Consider the following 15,441-nt stretch of genomic DNA (forward strand, 5'->3'; position numbering starts at 1 on the left):
GACCAGCAAGCCGTCACAGAATGCACCCTGCCCCCTGAGCTGACAATCTGAGCGCACCCTTATAATGGAGTGCATCAGATGTCTGATTATCATCACGGTGTCCGTGTCGTCGAAATCAACGACGGCACGCGCACTATCTCCACCGTATCCACAGCGATTGTCGGTATGGTCTGTACCGCCGAGGATGCCGACGCTACCGCGTTTCCCCTGAATACCCCCGTTTTGTTAACCAACGTACAGGCAGCGATCGCCAGGGCAGGAAAGAAAGGCACCCTGGCCGCATCCCTTCAGGCGATTGCCGACCAGTCAAAGCCAGTCACCGTGGTTGTTCGCGTGAAAGAAGGGGCGACAGAAGCGGAAACGGTTTCGAATCTCATCGGTGGCACGGATGAGAACGGTCGTTACACCGGCATGAAAGCGCTGTTGTCAGCTCCGACTCAGCTTGGCGTTAAGCCGCGCATCCTCGGCGTGCCGGGCCTCGACTCGCTGGAAGTCGCGACCGCGCTCGCCAGCATCTGCCAGCAGCTGCGCGGCTTTGGCTACGTCACCGCGTGGAACTGCAAAACCATCTCGGATGCCATTGCCTATCGCGAGAACTTCAGCCAGCGCGAGTTGATGGTTATCTGGCCGGACTTTATCGCCTGGAATACCACGGCCAACGCATCAGAAACCGCATGGGCAACGGCCCGCGCACTGGGGCTGCGTGCCAAAATCGACAACGATACCGGCTGGCATAAAACCCTGTCTAACGTTGGTGTGAACGGCGTAACCGGCGTTTCGGCGTCGGTTTTCTGGGATCTGCAGCAGACCGGCACCGATGCCGATTTGCTCAATGAGGCGTGCGTAACCACGCTTATTCGTAAAGATGGTTTCCGCTTCTGGGGGAACCGCTCGTGCAGCGATGACCCACTCTTTGCTTTTGAGAACTACACCCGCACTGCGCAGGTACTGGCCGATACGATGGCCGAGGCGCATATGTGGGCCAACGATAAGCCACTGACCCCGACGCTGGTACGCGACATTATCGCGGGTATCAACGCGAAATTCCGCGAGCTGGTTAATGCCGGTTATCTGCTGGGTGCATCGTGCTGGTATGACGAAAGCGCCAACGATACGGCCACCCTGAAAGCGGGCAAGCTGTTTATTGATTACGACTATACCCCCGTCCCGCCGCTGGAAGATTTAACCCTGCGCCAGCGCATCACCGATACCTATCTGGCGAACTTTGCCGCGTCGGTTAACAGCTAAGGAGCCGGATAAATGGCATTGCCAAAAAAACTGAAGTACCTGAATTTATTTGCCGACGGTAACAGCTTCCAGGGTGAAGTCACTGCCATCACCCTGCCGAAGCTGTCCCGCAAGCTGGACCCGTTCCGGGGTGGTGGTATGAACGGCGCGGCTCATATCGATAACGGCCTGGACGATGACGCGCTGGATGTTGAGTGGACCATTGGCGGCATTAACGAACTGGTGCTGTCGCAGTGGGGGGCGTCAGCTGTACCGCTCCGCTACACCGGTTCCTATCAGCGCGATGACACTGCCGAGATTGTCGCTGTTGAGATTGAGCTGCGCGGTAAGCATCAGGCATTTGATTTCGGTGAAGGTAAACAGGGTGAAGACACTGAAACCAAAATCACCACCAAATGCACCTACTACAAACTCACCTGGAACGGTAAAGAGCTGATTGAGATCGATACCGTGAACATGGTGGAGAAGGTCAACGGCGTTGACCGGCTGGAACAGCACCGCAAAAACATCGGTCTGGTTTAACCCTCCCTGCAGCCAGCGCCCGGCGCTGGCACTCACTGAATAACGAGAACTGAAAAATGGAACTGAAAGAAAACATCATTATTCTGGAAACCCCGCTGAAGCGCGGCGAAACCGAGATTACCGAGTTGGAAGTTATCAAGCCAACGGCGGGCGCGCTACGCGGTGTTCGCCTTGCAGATTTGTGTTCATCGGATGTGGATTCGCTGATGGTAGTCCTGCCGCGCATCACTGTCCCTTCACTGACTAAAGCTGAGTGTATGCTGCTCGACCCGGTGGATCTGATCGGCCTCAGCGGGCAGGTGATTGGTTTTTTATCGCCGAAGTCGGCCGGGTAAGCTGGCCCCGCAGCATGACCGTCGGCGATCTGATGGCGGATGTTGCCACCATCTTTCACTGGCCCCCTTCTGAGATGTATCACATGCCGCTGGCCGAGCTGCTCGACTGGCGGTATCAGGCGATGATCCGCAGCGGAGTAAAACCGGATGAGTAACAATCTCAGGTTGCAGGTACTGCTGAGAGCGGTAGATCAGGCCAGCCGTCCCTTTAAAGCCGTGCAGAATGCGACCAGACAGACATCACAGGGCATCCGCCAGGCGCAGGCTGCACTGACCGCGCTTGATGCCAAAGTGGCGCGTATCGACGGTTTCCGCAAAACCAGTGCCCAGTTGGCTGTCACTCAACAGAAACTGAAAGAGGCCAAAGACGAAGCCCAGCGGCTGGCCGTCCAGTTTCATAATACCGCCCGACCCACGGCGGCGCAGGCGCGCGAGCTGGATAAGGCCCGTGCCGCCGCCAGTGCCTTACAGGTGAAGACAAACAACCTGCGCCTTTCCGTACAGCAACAGCGCGAAGCGTTAAACGCATCAGGCATCTCGACGCGCCGCCTGAGCAGTGAACAGCAGCGGTTGAGAACCGAGGCCGCGCAGGTGACGGCTAACCTTGCCCGCCAGCGCGCCGAGCTGCAACGGCTTAACCAGCACCAGGAACGGCTAAACCGAACAACTGAACGTTACCGGCGCGGCCAGGAGATATCCGGGAAAGTGCGTAACGGAGGTGCGGCCGCGTTTGCCGGGGGTTCTGCCGCACTGATTGCCGGTGGTGCGCTGCTGGCTTCAGGAGTGGAGTTTGACGCGCAGATGTCTGAAACACAGGCGCTGCTTGACGTCAGCAAGGCCGATCCGAAACTGACGGCAATCCGTAATCAGGCACGGGTAATTGGTGGCAGTACAGCGTTTTCCCCGACCGACGTGGCGCGCACGCAGAGTACGCTGGCGCGTTCTGGCTACGACGCCGATGCGGTACTGGCCTCCACTGAGTCCACGGTAAACCTGTCTCTGGCGTCCAAGGTCGATATTGCCGAGGCGGCGGATATCGTCACCAATATGCAGACCGCATTTAAAATCCCGATGTCGGAGATCCAGCGCGTTGCGGATGTGATGACGAAGGGCTTCACCAAATCCAATACCTCGTTGCTGGAACTGGGCGAGGCGATGAAATATGCTGCGCCGATTGCGCGTGCAGCCGGAGCCAGTATCGAAGAAACCACGGCGATGCTCGGCATCATGGCCGACAACGGCATTAAGGGATCGATGGCCGGAACCGGCGGTAGCGCAATATTCAGCCGTCTTCAGGCACCGGTGGGCCAGGCTCCCGCCGCGCTTAACGAGCTGGGGATTAAGACACGGGATAACAAAGGCAACATGCTGCCGGTGTTCGGTATCCTGAAAGCCATTGATGCGTCATTCAAGAAAAACCGCCTGGGTACGGCTCAGCAGGCTGAATACATCAAGACGATCTTCGGTGAAGAGGCGGCGAAAAGCGTTATCAACCTGATCGACGCCGCCGGTGACGGCAAGCTCGATGCCAAGTATGCGCTGCTGATGGATTCGAAAGGCGCAGCAGAACGCGTGGCGAATATACAGGTCGATAACCTGTCGGGTGATTTAAAAAACCTGTCGTCTGCCTGGGAAGATATCCGTATTGAGGTGTTCGACCAGCAGAACTCAGCGCTGCGAAAACTCACCGTAACGGCCAATGACTGGTTGATTAAGGCCGGTGAGTGGGTAAAGGCCAACCCTGAGCTGACCAATAAAATTGTGATGGTTACCGGTGCGGTAACTGCGCTGGTTGCCGGGCTGGGGCTGGTTGGGTTAATCGCATGGCCGGTAGTGGCCGGGCTGAATATGATTATTGCCGGTGCCGGACTACTGGCCACGGGATTTAGCCTGGTGAGTGGTACGGTAATCGCGGCGTTGAGTGCTATCACGCTGCCGGTGGTAGCCGTCGCAGCGGCTATCGTGGCTGGTGCGCTGCTGGTGCGCAAATACTGGGAACCTGTCAGCGCGTTTATCTCCGGTTTTGCCGAGGGGTTTGTAGCAGCGATGGGGCCGATCGGAGATTCATTCAGCTGGCTTAAACCGGTTTTCAACTGGGTAACGGAGAAAATAAAAGCGCTGTGGGACTGGTTCGGCAAGCTACTTGAGCCGGTGAAGTCCACGCAGACTGAACTGAAGGCGGCTGGGGATATGGGGAAAAAGTTCGGCAACATGCTGGCTGATGCGCTCAAAATTCCCGGTGAGGCCCTAAAGCAGCTGCGATCCGGCATTGACTGGGTGCTGGAAAAGCTCGGCGTTATTGATAAAAAGTCAGAGGACTTAAGCGATAAGGTTCCCGGCCCGGATTCGGTGGCTACCGGCGGCGCAGGCTGGTCGGGAGATGGCCTCCAATATAACTTTGCCACCGGTGGTGCAGGGTATCAGCCTGTTAGCGCCCCTGCATCCAAAGGCAGTTTTACCGACAGCAGCGTTAATCACTATCAATACGATATCAACATGCAGCCGGGCATGACCAAAGATGATGCCCTGGCGCTGATGGCGCAACACCAGGAACGTGAACAGCGTAATCGGGCGGCACAGCAGCGCAGCAAATTAGGCTGGGAGGACTAACCGATGATGATGATCTATGGTCTGCTGCCTTTTATGCGCCAGACGTTGCCCTATTCAGAGCTTCAGCACAGTGCTGACTATCGCTGGCCGACTAACAGCCGCGTCGGCCAGCGTGCATCAGCTCAGTTTCTCGGTCCGGGTGATGAGAAAATTACCCTGTCAGGCGAGCTACGCCCGGAAATAACCGGCGGTGCGCTGTCGATGCTGACCTTTAAACTGCTGGCCGATGAGGGACGGGCATGGCCGCTCATTGGTGGCAACGGCACGATTTACGGCATGTACGTTGTAGAGAACTATTCCGCGACACAAAGCGAGTTCTACTCCGACGGCAGCGCCAGGAAAATTACATTTTCATTCAGTCTGCTGCGCGTAGACGAGTCGCTGACCTCAATGTTTGGCGATCTTCGCGCCCAGGCTGATGAAACAATTGCGGGCATCGGTAACCTGCCGGGGCAGATCACGGCGGCGATGGATAAAGTTAAGACCGCTGCCGGCAGCGTAATTTCTACCGTGGTAGGGCTGGCCTGATGGTGGGGATCAGTAACTTTAAAATGTCGGCCGGTGCTAACCTCAGTCCAGACTTTCTGCTTTCGGTAAACAACCAGGACGTGACGGCCAATATCAAGCCGCGTCTGCTATCGCTTACCATGACCGATAACCGCGGCTTCGAAGCGGACCAGCTCGATATTGAACTGGATGATGCCGACGGCAAGCTGGTAATGCCGGTGCGCGGTGCATTGGTGACGCTGTTTCTCGGCTGGCAGGGCCAAGCGCTGGTGAGTAAGGGGCAGTTTACCGTTGATGAAGTGGAACATCACGGCGCGCCCGACACAATGACTATCCGCGCGCGTAGCGTCGATTTCCGGGGAACGTTTAACAGCCGCCGGGAAGTGTCTTACCATGATACGACCCTGGGTGATATCGTTCTTCAGGTGGCTGAACGTAATAAGCTGGCCGCGACGCTGGCGCAGGGACTGGCGAGTATAGCCGTTTCACATATCGATCAGACGCAGGAGAGCGATGCCAAATTTCTAACCCGCCTGGCTGCGCTGTATGGGGCGGTAGTCGCAATCAAAGCCGGTAAATTGATGTTCATTCGGCCAGGTAACGGTGTGACGGCCAGTGGAAAGCCTATTCCTCAGATGACAATCACCCGGGCTGACGGTGACAGGCACTCGTTCAGCATTGCCGATCGCGGGGCTTATACCGGCGTTACTGCCAGCTGGTTACATACCAAAGACCCCAAACCTAAAAAAGTGAAACTCCAGCGCAAACCTAAAGTGCAGAATCTCAGGGCGCTGCAGCATCCTGCGGCGAAGAAAGTAACGGCAAAGCCGGTGAAAGCGGTGGAGGCGAAAGAGGGAGAATATCTGGTAGGTTCTGAGGAGAACGTGTTCGCACTCACCACGGTATACAGCACCAAAGCAGCCGCAATGGGTGCAGCGCGGGCAAAGTGGGAAAAGCTTCAGCGCGGCGTTGCAGAGTTCTCGCTCACTTTAGCAAAAGGCCGTGCCGATCTCTTTCCTGAAACCCCCGTGCGGGTGACAGGTTTCAAGTCGGTTATTGATGCGCAAGCCTGGACGATAAGCAAGGTTACCCATAATCTCGGTAGCAGTGGATACACCACAAACCTTAATTTTGAAGTGCTTTTAACAAACATAGATTATCAGGTAGAACAGGAAGATAACTAAAAAAAATAACTTTAGTTTGTATTTGCCAATCATAACTCGCATATGCAAAATGCAATCATTCTCCCCTACCCTGCCAGGTAACAAAGACATGATGCATTGCCCGTTATGCCAGACCGCTGCACACGCAAAAAGTAGCCGCTATATCTCTCGTGAGACAAAAGAGCGTTACCATCAGTGTCAGAATATCAACTGCAGCTGTACCTTCAAAACCTATGAGTCGATAGAACAGATCATCGTTTCACCGGGCACGATTAAGCAAGTTCCACTGCATACAGCGCAGGGACAACAGCCCTCACTTCTCCATTAAGACTACCCGCGAAAGCGGGTTTTTTACATGTTTAGAAAACCTGAAACAAACATTGAACACTGTTTTTATATACAGTATTTTATCGCTTTTTTTACAGGGCGATATTATGGCTATCAGGAAACAGACCGACGGTAAGTGGCTTTGCGATTTTTACCCAAATGGACGTGATGGTAAACGCATTAGGAAAAGCTTCAAAACCCGTGCAGAGGCTATTTCCTATGAGCACTATTTAGCCGAAGAGTTTAAAGCAAAACCCTGGCTCGGAGAGAAAGAAGACCGTAGAAAACTCGGTGAGATAATCAGCTTATGGTACAAGCTGCATGGCTGCGCGCTGGGTGATAAGAAAGGTCGCTTAGGTAAACTGCACATTATCTGCCGGGGGTTAGGCGACCCGATAGCATCCAGCATTACGGCTAAGGACTGGGCGCATTACCGCGAACGTCGGCTAAGTGGTCTCATTGAAAATGGTTACAAGACAAGCGAGAAATCACTTAAAGTCAGCGTTGGAACGGTGAACCGTGAACATGCGTTTTTACGCGCCGTTTTTAATGAGCTGGAGCGTCTTGGCGAGATCACCTACCCCAATCCTCTCAAAAATATTCGCGAGTTCGATGAGCCAGAAAAGGAGATGGCCTGGCTGACCGAAACGCAAATTTTGCGCCTACTCGAGGCTTGCGATCGGCATGGTAATCCAGAGCTGACTTTGATTGTTCGCATCTGCCTTTCAACCGGTTCACGCTGGAGTGAAGCCGCCGGACTAAAGTCCAGCCAGATATCACCCAACAAAATCACTTTCATTAACACCAAAGGTAAACGCAATCGCACGGTGCCGATCGGCGATGAACTGTATAACGATCTCAAAGACAAAGAAGGCGCATTCTTTTCTGAATGCTATCGGCAGTTTTATCGGGTAATCCGTCTGGCGGGAATCAAGCTACCCGAAGGGCAAATGAGCCATGTTTTACGCCACAGCTTTGCCAGTCACTTTATGATGGCCGGAGGAAACATTATCGTCCTCCAGCGTATTCTCGGGCACTCAGATATACGCGTTACCATGCGCTATGCACACTTCGCGCCTGACCATCTGCAAGAGGCTGTTAGCAACAATCCGTTGGCAAGAATGGGCCACAAAAAATGACTACAAAGTGTCTACACAGCTTCAAATAGGGTGTAATTCAGTGTAATGAGGTTGGTTGTAACACGTTGATTCTTAACTAAGTTATTGTTTTAGAACACCTTCCAAAAAAAGACCGAAGACGATTCCTGTCTTCGGTCCAGGGAAATGGCTCTTCTCAGAGCCGTGCGCTAAAAGTTGGCATTAATGCAGGCTTGTTGCCTGACTCTTAAAAGATAGACGAAATGCAGGGGATTGCCAGACCGCATGTTGCAAAGTAGTTACGGATTGTTAGCATTGTGATCAACGTGGCAGAAACGGCAGGTTACCGCGGAATACGCGGGCTGATGCGGAGATAAGGGATGCGCCAGGGCTGTGCCAGCGCATCCATCAGATATCAGTTACAGAGCTTCTCGGCTCGGGCAATAATCGGTGCCAGGCTTTTTTTATGCCCCGGATTGGCCGGATCGTCAGCCAGCATATTATCGATGGGAACACCCTTAATGCGACCGGCTTTAATACTCTCTTCCGCCGCCGCATTGAGCGGGTACTGAACCAGCGTACCGTCGTTAATCGCTAACAGCACGTTGCCTTTTTCGCAGCTGAGCATCATCTCTTCACGGGTGAAAGGCCAGTTGTCTTTACCCATATCAAAACGGCTGACGGTTTCAATCCCGGCCAGCGCACTGGTGCTGACGCTCAATACGGCAAACATTAATGCCAGTTTTTTCATGACTTTTCATACCTTCAAACAGTGCTTTAAACAGTACACCGGCGCTGGCTGCCGATCAGGCAGGTTCCAGCGTGGCAAACAGGCTGACTGAGAGCAACGCCAGCGCCGCCAACGCCACTTCCACCAGCGTGGCGATGACGAAATTATGCTGAGCCCCCTCTCCACTGCGCTGAAAGCGCGGCACCAGCCAGTAGCGGTTAAACAGTGCGATGGCGACCATCGCGGCAACCAGCAGCGTTTTCAGCAACAGCAGCTGGCTATAAAGCTGGAAGCTGACAAGGGGCCATCCCAGCAGCAGCAGAGCGGCTACCATGCCGCTGACGATCGCCAGCGCCACGGCAAGATGGCCGTAGCGCGAATAGCGCATCATGGTTTTAATTGCCTCGTAGCGCCAGGCAGCATCGCGAGCTTCTCGCATCAACAGCGCCACCGGCCACAGACCACCCGCCCAGAATGCTGCGGCCAGCAAATGGACGATCTGGTTGCCGCGCTGCAGTGCTCCCAGCCAACCGTCAAGGATCGCAGCGTGGCCGACAAATGCCAGTCCAGCAAGCTGCAGTAGTGCACATAGCAACATCATTTGCTGACGAAGCCTGCCCCGCAGCAACAGCATCAGGCAGCCGAGCATTGCCAGCACGCACTGCAACTGCCAGATACGGCCAAATCCGGTTTGTAACACGGCAGCCCAGACGTCGGCATTGATCATATCTCGCCAGCCATCACCCATCAGCCCGGTTTGGGCACTCAGCAGCAGTAGCGTGGTGAACAGCGTCAGCCAGCAGGATATCTGTATCAGCGGACGGAAGCGGTCGCTGAGACGCGCACGGTATCGTGCCGGCGCTAAAAGCGTGGTAAAGATCCCCGCTCCTGCCAGCGACATCAGCGCGCCAAAATGCAGCCAGCGGCAGAAAATATAGAAGCCGGTTAGCGACATATTACTTCAGGCTGTTGTTACGCATCGTGCTCAATCATCCTTGCGAGTAGCGGCGTCGGGCGACCAGAGGCCGAAAGAATACCCCGCCTGAATAGCAGTGTCGAGGTGATAACGACTATCGGTTAGCCGGTAAACTTGCTAATCCGTGCCTTCTGCATTATTTTTGCGGCAAACTGTCTGGAGAACACCATGAGCACTAACCTGGCCACGCTGCCGCAGGAAGAAAAAGATAAAATCAACGTCGATCTGGCTGCCGCCGGGGTGGCGTTTAAAGAACGCTATAATATGCCGGTGATTGCCGAAATGGTCGAACGTGAACAGCCGGAGGCTCTGCGTGACTGGTTCCGCCAGCGGCTGGCACACTATCGCCAGCTGTCACTTTCCCTTTCGCGGCTGCCGTACGAACCCAAGCAAAAATAAGGGCTTGTCATTTTGCCGGGCATCGGTTGAGATAATCAGCAGAGCATTACTGCACCTAATCTCAACCATGGGAGTCATTATGTCCGGCTGGAACGTTGCTGCTGCACAGTCAGGGTCCCGCCCTGGCGATATCACCTGGAATATCCAACACCATCTTGAGTTTGTCCGCCTTGCTGCCTCCCGGCACGTTGATTTACTGATGTTTCCCGAACTGTCACTCACCGGTTATGAACTGCCGCTGATGGGAGAACTGGCCCTGTCCCTCGACGATCCCCGACTGCAGGTATTTGCCGAGGCCGCCGTAGAATATCAGATGGGTATCAGCATCGGGCTGCCGCTGATCGGTGAAAATAACGTACGGCTGTCAGCGGCAACGTTCCTGCCCGACGGCACCCGTTTCGCCTACAGCAAACGCAATCTGTATGGTGAAGAAAAGCAGATTTTTGTCCAGGGCGTGGCCGTGCCGATGTTTGGCCATCAGCGCCACAACGTGGTGATGGCGATTTGCGCCGACATCAGCGTAGAGAAATTTGCCCAGGATGCTGCACGCCAGGGTGCCGATCTCTATGCGACCAGCGTACTGGTGTCCGAACAGGGCTATCAGCAGGACTGTGATTATCTTGCGCGCTGGTCGCGGGACTACAGGATGGCGGTGATGATGGCCAATCACGCCTGGCCGACAGGTGGCTATCAAAGTGCAGGAAAAAGCGCTTTCTGGGGGCCGGACGGGCGTCAGGTAGTACAAGGCGGGAGCGGAGAACAGCTGATTATTGCCCGCCGCAGCGGTAATCATTGGCAGGGGGAGGTTCATCCGTTACCCTGCACCTCGGTTCTGTAAAAGGGAGAGAGTATGTTACGTGTAATTGACACGGAAACCTGTGGCCTGCAGGGTGGTATTGTCGAAGTGGCATCGGTGGATGTGGTCGATGGACAGATCATAAATCCGATGAGCGATCTGATCTCCCCGGATCGGCCTATCAGCCGGCAGGCAATGGCTATTCATCGGATCACCGAAGAGATGGTGCTCGGTAAACCCACCATTGAGCAGGCGGTGGGGCGTTATCAGGGCAGCGCGTACTATGTGGCGCACAATGCCAGCTTCGATCGCCGGATGCTGCCGGAAATGCACGGTGAGTGGATTTGCACCATGACGCTTGCCCGTCGCCTGTGGCCCGGCCTCAAGTACGGCAATCAGGCGCTGCGCGATGCGCTGAATCTTGAGGTGATTACCCCACCCGGTCTGCATGCGCACCGGGCGCTGTATGACTGCTACATCACCGCTGCGCTGCTGGTTCATATTATGGATGCCAGCGGCTGGGACGCTGCGGAAATGGTCCGCAGGATGCAGACGAAAGGACTGGAAAGCACCTTCCCGTTCGGTAAGTATCGCGGTCAGGCCATTGATTCCGTGGCAAAGAAAGATCCGGGATATCTGCACTGGATGCTGAAAAACATCCCGGACCTGAAGCCCAATCTGCGTATTACCATGCAGCGGGCCTTAGGCATAGATGATTAGTGAGCAGAGCTGCTGGTGAGCGTGCCGTTCGCCAGCCCAATCAGAAACGCATACTCCAGCGCCACTTCTTCCCACACTTTATAACGGCCAGATTTGCCGCCGTGGCCGGCATCCATATCGGTATGCAGCACCAGCAGGTTCGAATCGGTTTTCAGCTCGCGCAGCTTAGCCACCCATTTGGCCGGTTCCCAGTACTGTACCTGAGAGTCGTGCAGGCCGGTCGTGACCAGCAAATGCGGATAATCCTGCGCAATAACCTGATCGTACGGGCTGTACTGCTTGATGTAGCGATAATACTGCTCGTCGTTGGGATTGCCCCACTCATCATACTCACCGGTGGTCAGCGGAATACTTTCGTCCAGCATGGTGGTCACCACATCAACAAAAGGCACCTGCGCTACCACCCCGTGGAAGCGTTCCGGCACCATGTTGATTACCGCGCCCATCAATAAGCCACCGGCGCTGCCGCCCATGGCGTAGAGCTTAGCCGGATCGCCATAGCCCTTTTCCACCAGCGCATCGGTGATATCAATAAAGTCGTGGAAGGTGTTCATCTTATTCAGCAGGCGGCCATCGTCGTACCACTGCTGACCCATTTCACCGCCGCCGCGAATGTGGGTTAAGGCGAAGACGAAGCCACGGTCCAGCAGGCTGAGCCGGCTGGCGCTGAAATCCGGGTCCATGCTGCTGCCGTAGGAACCATAACCGTAGACCAGCAGCGGATTGCTGCCGGGGCGATAGCTGTCCTTGCGATACACCAGCGATACCGGCACATCAACTCCGTCACGCACGGTGATCCAATGGCGTTCACTGCGATAATGACCGGCATCAAACCCTTTTACCGCGGTCTGCTTCAGCACCTGACGCTCGCCGCTGTCCATATCCAGTTCGTACAGCGTGTCCGGTGTGGTCATTGAGGAATAACCGTAGCGCAGCTTGCTGGTCTCCGGCTCCGGGTTATGGCCCAGCCAGGTGACATAGGTTGGATCGTCAAAGGCAATCGCCCGTTCTTCCCCATTCTGCCAGCTAATCTGCCGCAGACGGGTAAGGCCGCGCTGACGCTCTTCCACTACCAGCCAGTCGCGGAACAGCGAGTAGCCCTCAAGTACGATATCGGCACGCGGCGCGATAATCGCCTGCCAGTCGTCCTGCCCGATGCTGTCGGTACGATAGAGGCCGAAGTTCTTACCATCGCGATTCGATCGCAGGTAAAAATGGCCCTTGTAGTGATCGACGCTGTATTCATGGTCTTTGCGGCGCGGACTGAACATCACCGGTTCGGCATCCGGCACATTCGCATCCAGCAACAGGATTTCACTGGTGGTGCTGCTGTTGAGTGAAATAGCAATAAACTGCTCGGAGGTGGTTTTATACAGGCCGACATAGAAGGTGTCGTCCAGCTCCTCGTAGACCAGCCGATCGCTTTCCTGCGCGGTGCCCAGCGTATGCCGCCAGACCTGGTAAGGTAGCAGCGTCTTCGGATGCTTGCGCACGTAGTAGAGCATTTGCGAGTCATTCGCCCAGGTCATGCCGGCCGTCACACCTTCCAGGACCTCGTCAAAGCTGCGCTCGTCCTGCAGGTGGCGGAAATGAATGCTGTAGATGCGGCGAGAGAGAAAATCTTCGGCCAGAGCCAGGATCTGGTTATCACGGGTAATCGCCAGGCTGCCAAGCGCATAAAACTCACTTTCCGCCGCGCGCTGGTTGGCATCGACCAGCGTTTCCCACTGCTCGGGTGTAGCGGTTTCCGCAGGCTGACGGCTGTAGATGGCATACTCGTTGCCCTCTTCATAGCGGCTCTGGTAGCGATAGCCATTTTTTACGTAGGGAACCGACTGGTCGCGCGGAGGGATGCGATCGATGATCTCCTGCAGCAGTTCCGCCTGTAACGCTTTTTGCGGCTCCAGCAGGCTGTCGCCGTACTCATTTTCTGCTTTGAGCCAGGCGATAATTTCCGGATCTTCCCGTTGGTCATCGCGCAGCCAATAATAGTTGTCGCAGCGCGTGTCACCGTGCTGAGTCATCACATGAGGGACTTTCTTTGCTTTAGGTGGTGTCATGATATTTTCACGGTTGCTGTGCCTGCCTGTAAGACTGGCAGCAAGATGCCTGATTGCCAATAGCCGAAGGCACAACCGGTGTAAAATTAGCCACCACCTTTTACGCTACGCCCGGAAATCACACCGCGCGCAGTTTACCGTCAGCTTCGGCTGTTTCATCTTCTGATGCGGCCGCCTCTTCCGGCATTTTACCGGTTCGCAGAATGTGCTGCAGTGCATCTTTGTTTTCTGCCAGATACAGGCCCAGTGCTTCACCCTGCTGCTCATCAAGCGCCAGCGGACTGGTGGTCAGCCATTCAGAAAAAACTTCGGCCATATCGAGCATTTTGTCGTAGGCATCGGCTTCTTTTTTGCTGGCAAACGTCATCTTTTCCTCACCTTTTCTGACGACTACGTATTGAATTTCAACAGCCATAATTTTCTTCTCGCTATACTGTGTTTATATACAGTCTATCACCGAAGCGGATTTGACTCAAGTTTAGCGTTCAGGATGAATACGCAAACGTTTTCGTTTATACTGCGCGCGTTTTTTCCATTCAATCAGGTAGAGATTATGACGACTCTTGGAACCGCGCTGCGCCCACAGGCGACTCGCGTAATGCTGTTAGGATCAGGTGAACTGGGTAAGGAAGTGGCGCTGGAATGTCAGCGTCTTGGCGTGGAAGTGATCGCCGTTGATCGCTACGCCGATGCCCCTGCCATGCACGTTGCCCACCGCAGCCATGTGATCAATATGCTGGACGGTGCCGCGCTGGCTGCTTTAATAGCCCAGGAAAAACCGGACTTCGTCGTACCGGAAATCGAAGCCATCGCCACCGACATGCTGGTTGAATTGGAAAAACAGGGTCAGCACGTTGTCCCCACCGCGCGTGCGGCAAAGCTGACCATGAACCGCGAAGGCATTCGTCGCCTCGCCGCCGAAGAGCTGTCGTTGCCGACTTCCACCTACCGCTTCGCCGATAGCCGTGAAGCCTTCTTTGCCGCCGCCGATGAAATTGGCTTCCCGTGCATCGTTAAGCCGGTAATGAGTTCTTCCGGCAAAGGCCAGAGCTTTATCCGAGAAGCTTCGCTGCTGGAAGCAGCCTGGGAATATGCCCAGCAGGGTGGCCGCGCCGGTGCGGGCCGTGTGATTGTTGAAGGCGTGGTGAAATTCGATTTTGAAATCACGCTGCTGACCATCAGCGCCGTTGACGGCGTTCATTTCTGTGCTCCAATCGGTCACCGTCAGGAAGATGGCGATTACCGTGAGTCCTGGCAGCCGCAGCAGATGAGCGATTTGGCTCTACAGCGCGCACAGGATATCGCCCGCAATGTGGTTGAAGCCCTCGGCGGACGCGGCCTGTTTGGCGTTGAGCTGTTTGTTTGCGGTGATGAAGTGGTGTTCAGCGAGGTTTCCCCTCGCCCACACGATACCGGGATGGTGACGCTGATTTCTCAGGACGTTTCCGAGTTTGCCCTGCACGTTCGCGCGTTCCTCGGCCTGCCAGTTGGGGGGATTCGTCAGTATGGTCCGTCGGCCTCTGCCGTTATTCTGCCACAGCTGGATAGTGATAACGTTCAGTTTGGCAATTTGCAGGCGGCTGTCGGTGCCGGTTTGCAGGTTCGTCTGTTCGGTAAGCCGGAGATCCGCGGTCAGCGCCGTCTGGGTGTAGCACTGGCGACCGGTACGGATATTGATGACGCGGTACAGCGTGCGGTTGCTGCGGCGGCTAGCGTCAAAGTTAGCGGGTAATTACTGGGGTCGTATTGCCTGAAGCAACGGTGCTCGCTCTGGCTGGTGGCTCCCCCCTCTGGGGAACCACCAGCCCGCTGTTAGATCTGGCACCTTCTGGCTGAAAAACAAATTTCTATAACTGAATTTTCTGAAAATTAACCCTTTTATGGCTGTAAAGCCTCTTAGTTTTCTCTTACCAACTCAGGAAGGGGCGCCACAGCCACAGCCAGGTAACAT

Annotated in this window: 17 protein-coding genes; 13 read left to right on the forward strand and 4 right to left on the reverse strand. The window is 55.2% G+C overall.

Annotation, left to right across the window (positions count from 1 at the left end):
* The first annotated feature begins 78 nt into the window (after nt 1-78).
* The 9 genes from IBT46_RS03290 to IBT46_RS03330 all read left to right on the forward strand — a co-directional run bounded on the left by IBT46_RS03290 (nt 79) and on the right by IBT46_RS03330 (nt 7,851).
* Nucleotides 79-1,248, forward strand: a complete 1,170-nt coding sequence (locus tag IBT46_RS03290) for a phage tail sheath protein (protein WP_200543982.1) — start codon at nt 79-81, stop codon at nt 1,246-1,248.
* 12 nt (nt 1,249-1,260) lie between these two features.
* The gene (locus IBT46_RS03295; RefSeq protein WP_200543984.1) at nt 1,261-1,770 is read left to right on the forward strand and encodes a phage major tail tube protein; all 510 of its coding nucleotides are present in this window, start codon (nt 1,261-1,263) and stop codon (nt 1,768-1,770) included.
* A 56-nt stretch (nt 1,771-1,826) separates the two neighbouring features.
* Entirely contained in the window at nt 1,827-2,105 is a 279-nt protein-coding gene (locus IBT46_RS03300) for a phage tail assembly protein (protein ID WP_200543986.1), read from the forward strand.
* A 14-nt stretch (nt 2,106-2,119) separates the two neighbouring features.
* Nucleotides 2,120-2,260: a GpE family phage tail protein gene (locus IBT46_RS03305; RefSeq protein ID WP_234479923.1), complete on the forward strand. Its 141-nt coding sequence runs from the start codon at nt 2,120-2,122 to the stop codon at nt 2,258-2,260.
* Nucleotides 2,253-4,715: a phage tail tape measure protein gene (locus tag IBT46_RS03310; protein WP_200543988.1), complete on the forward strand. Its 2,463-nt coding sequence runs from the start codon at nt 2,253-2,255 to the stop codon at nt 4,713-4,715. The genes IBT46_RS03305 and IBT46_RS03310 overlap by 8 nt, the downstream gene beginning before the upstream one ends.
* A gap of 3 nt (nt 4,716-4,718) precedes the next feature.
* The gene (locus tag IBT46_RS03315; protein ID WP_200543990.1) at nt 4,719-5,243 is read left to right on the forward strand and encodes a phage tail protein; all 525 of its coding nucleotides are present in this window, start codon (nt 4,719-4,721) and stop codon (nt 5,241-5,243) included.
* Entirely contained in the window at nt 5,243-6,406 is a 1,164-nt protein-coding gene (locus IBT46_RS03320; RefSeq protein ID WP_200543992.1) for a phage late control D family protein, read from the forward strand. Before IBT46_RS03315 ends, IBT46_RS03320 begins: the two co-directional genes overlap by 1 nt.
* A gap of 88 nt (nt 6,407-6,494) precedes the next feature.
* Complete coding sequence (locus tag IBT46_RS03325; RefSeq protein ID WP_200544355.1) at nt 6,495-6,713, forward strand: DNA-binding transcriptional regulator; 219 nt, start codon at nt 6,495-6,497, stop codon at nt 6,711-6,713.
* Nucleotides 6,714-6,819: 106 nt separating this feature from the next.
* Nucleotides 6,820-7,851 carry a tyrosine-type recombinase/integrase gene (locus IBT46_RS03330; protein ID WP_200543994.1) on the forward strand — a complete coding sequence of 344 codons (1,032 nt, stop codon included), beginning with the start codon at nt 6,820-6,822 and terminating at the stop codon, nt 7,849-7,851.
* Between the two features lie 373 nt (nt 7,852-8,224).
* Here the strand turns inward: IBT46_RS03330 and IBT46_RS03335 are convergent, their stop codons facing one another.
* Together IBT46_RS03335 and copD are read right to left on the reverse strand one after the other, a co-directional pair.
* Nucleotides 8,225-8,560 carry a YebY family protein gene (locus IBT46_RS03335; RefSeq protein WP_200543996.1) on the reverse strand — a complete coding sequence of 112 codons (336 nt, stop codon included), beginning with the start codon at nt 8,558-8,560 and terminating at the stop codon, nt 8,225-8,227.
* A gap of 55 nt (nt 8,561-8,615) precedes the next feature.
* Nucleotides 8,616-9,494: a copper homeostasis membrane protein CopD gene (gene copD, locus IBT46_RS03340; protein ID WP_200543998.1), complete on the reverse strand. Its 879-nt coding sequence runs from the start codon at nt 9,492-9,494 to the stop codon at nt 8,616-8,618.
* Between the two features lie 189 nt (nt 9,495-9,683).
* Here copD and IBT46_RS03345 point away from each other — a divergent pair, with 189 nt between their 5' ends.
* The 3 genes from IBT46_RS03345 to exoX all read left to right on the forward strand — a co-directional run bounded on the left by IBT46_RS03345 (nt 9,684) and on the right by exoX (nt 11,430).
* The gene (locus IBT46_RS03345) at nt 9,684-9,914 is read left to right on the forward strand and encodes a DNA polymerase III subunit theta (protein ID WP_105594244.1); all 231 of its coding nucleotides are present in this window, start codon (nt 9,684-9,686) and stop codon (nt 9,912-9,914) included.
* Nucleotides 9,915-9,993: 79 nt separating this feature from the next.
* Nucleotides 9,994-10,752, forward strand: a complete 759-nt coding sequence (locus IBT46_RS03350; protein WP_200544000.1) for a carbon-nitrogen hydrolase family protein — start codon at nt 9,994-9,996, stop codon at nt 10,750-10,752.
* Nucleotides 10,753-10,764: 12 nt separating this feature from the next.
* Nucleotides 10,765-11,430, forward strand: a complete 666-nt coding sequence (gene exoX / locus IBT46_RS03355) for an exodeoxyribonuclease X (RefSeq protein ID WP_200544002.1) — start codon at nt 10,765-10,767, stop codon at nt 11,428-11,430.
* Here exoX and IBT46_RS03360 read toward each other — a convergent pair.
* Both IBT46_RS03360 and IBT46_RS03365 read right to left on the reverse strand, forming a co-directional pair.
* Entirely contained in the window at nt 11,427-13,490 is a 2,064-nt protein-coding gene (locus tag IBT46_RS03360) for a S9 family peptidase (RefSeq protein ID WP_200544004.1), read from the reverse strand. The genes exoX and IBT46_RS03360 overlap by 4 nt on opposite strands.
* A 118-nt stretch (nt 13,491-13,608) precedes the next feature.
* Nucleotides 13,609-13,905 (reverse strand): YebG family protein, encoded by a 297-nt coding sequence (locus IBT46_RS03365; RefSeq protein WP_200544006.1) that lies wholly within the window; start codon nt 13,903-13,905, stop codon nt 13,609-13,611.
* Between the two features lie 138 nt (nt 13,906-14,043).
* On the opposite strand from IBT46_RS03365, the gene purT reads away from it, so the two are divergent.
* Nucleotides 14,044-15,222, forward strand: a complete 1,179-nt coding sequence (purT, locus tag IBT46_RS03370) for a formate-dependent phosphoribosylglycinamide formyltransferase (protein ID WP_200544008.1) — start codon at nt 14,044-14,046, stop codon at nt 15,220-15,222.
* The last annotated feature ends 219 nt before the right edge of the window (nt 15,223-15,441 follow it).

Origin of the sequence: Erwinia sp. S38 (assembly GCF_016624545.1) — a bacterium.
In the GTDB taxonomy this organism is placed as follows: Bacteria; Pseudomonadota; Gammaproteobacteria; order Enterobacterales; family Enterobacteriaceae; genus Erwinia; species Erwinia coffeiphila.

Coding starts and splice junctions, on each gene's coding strand:
- IBT46_RS03290 (WP_200543982.1), top strand. CDS start 79: ATGTCTGATTATCATCACGGTGTCCGTGTCGTCGAAATCAACGACGGC.
- IBT46_RS03295 (WP_200543984.1), top strand. CDS start 1,261: ATGGCATTGCCAAAAAAACTGAAGTACCTGAATTTATTTGCCGACGGT.
- IBT46_RS03300 (WP_200543986.1), top strand. CDS start 1,827: ATGGAACTGAAAGAAAACATCATTATTCTGGAAACCCCGCTGAAGCGC.
- IBT46_RS03305 (WP_234479923.1), top strand. CDS start 2,120: ATGACCGTCGGCGATCTGATGGCGGATGTTGCCACCATCTTTCACTGG.
- IBT46_RS03310 (WP_200543988.1), top strand. CDS start 2,253: ATGAGTAACAATCTCAGGTTGCAGGTACTGCTGAGAGCGGTAGATCAG.
- IBT46_RS03315 (WP_200543990.1), top strand. CDS start 4,719: ATGATGATGATCTATGGTCTGCTGCCTTTTATGCGCCAGACGTTGCCC.
- IBT46_RS03320 (WP_200543992.1), top strand. CDS start 5,243: ATGGTGGGGATCAGTAACTTTAAAATGTCGGCCGGTGCTAACCTCAGT.
- IBT46_RS03325 (WP_200544355.1), top strand. CDS start 6,495: ATGATGCATTGCCCGTTATGCCAGACCGCTGCACACGCAAAAAGTAGC.
- IBT46_RS03330 (WP_200543994.1), top strand. CDS start 6,820: ATGGCTATCAGGAAACAGACCGACGGTAAGTGGCTTTGCGATTTTTAC.
- IBT46_RS03335 (WP_200543996.1), bottom strand. CDS start 8,560: ATGAAAAAACTGGCATTAATGTTTGCCGTATTGAGCGTCAGCACCAGT.
- copD (WP_200543998.1), bottom strand. CDS start 9,494: ATGTCGCTAACCGGCTTCTATATTTTCTGCCGCTGGCTGCATTTTGGC.
- IBT46_RS03345 (WP_105594244.1), top strand. CDS start 9,684: ATGAGCACTAACCTGGCCACGCTGCCGCAGGAAGAAAAAGATAAAATC.
- IBT46_RS03350 (WP_200544000.1), top strand. CDS start 9,994: ATGTCCGGCTGGAACGTTGCTGCTGCACAGTCAGGGTCCCGCCCTGGC.
- exoX (WP_200544002.1), top strand. CDS start 10,765: ATGTTACGTGTAATTGACACGGAAACCTGTGGCCTGCAGGGTGGTATT.
- IBT46_RS03360 (WP_200544004.1), bottom strand. CDS start 13,490: ATGACACCACCTAAAGCAAAGAAAGTCCCTCATGTGATGACTCAGCAC.
- IBT46_RS03365 (WP_200544006.1), bottom strand. CDS start 13,905: ATGGCTGTTGAAATTCAATACGTAGTCGTCAGAAAAGGTGAGGAAAAG.
- purT (WP_200544008.1), top strand. CDS start 14,044: ATGACGACTCTTGGAACCGCGCTGCGCCCACAGGCGACTCGCGTAATG.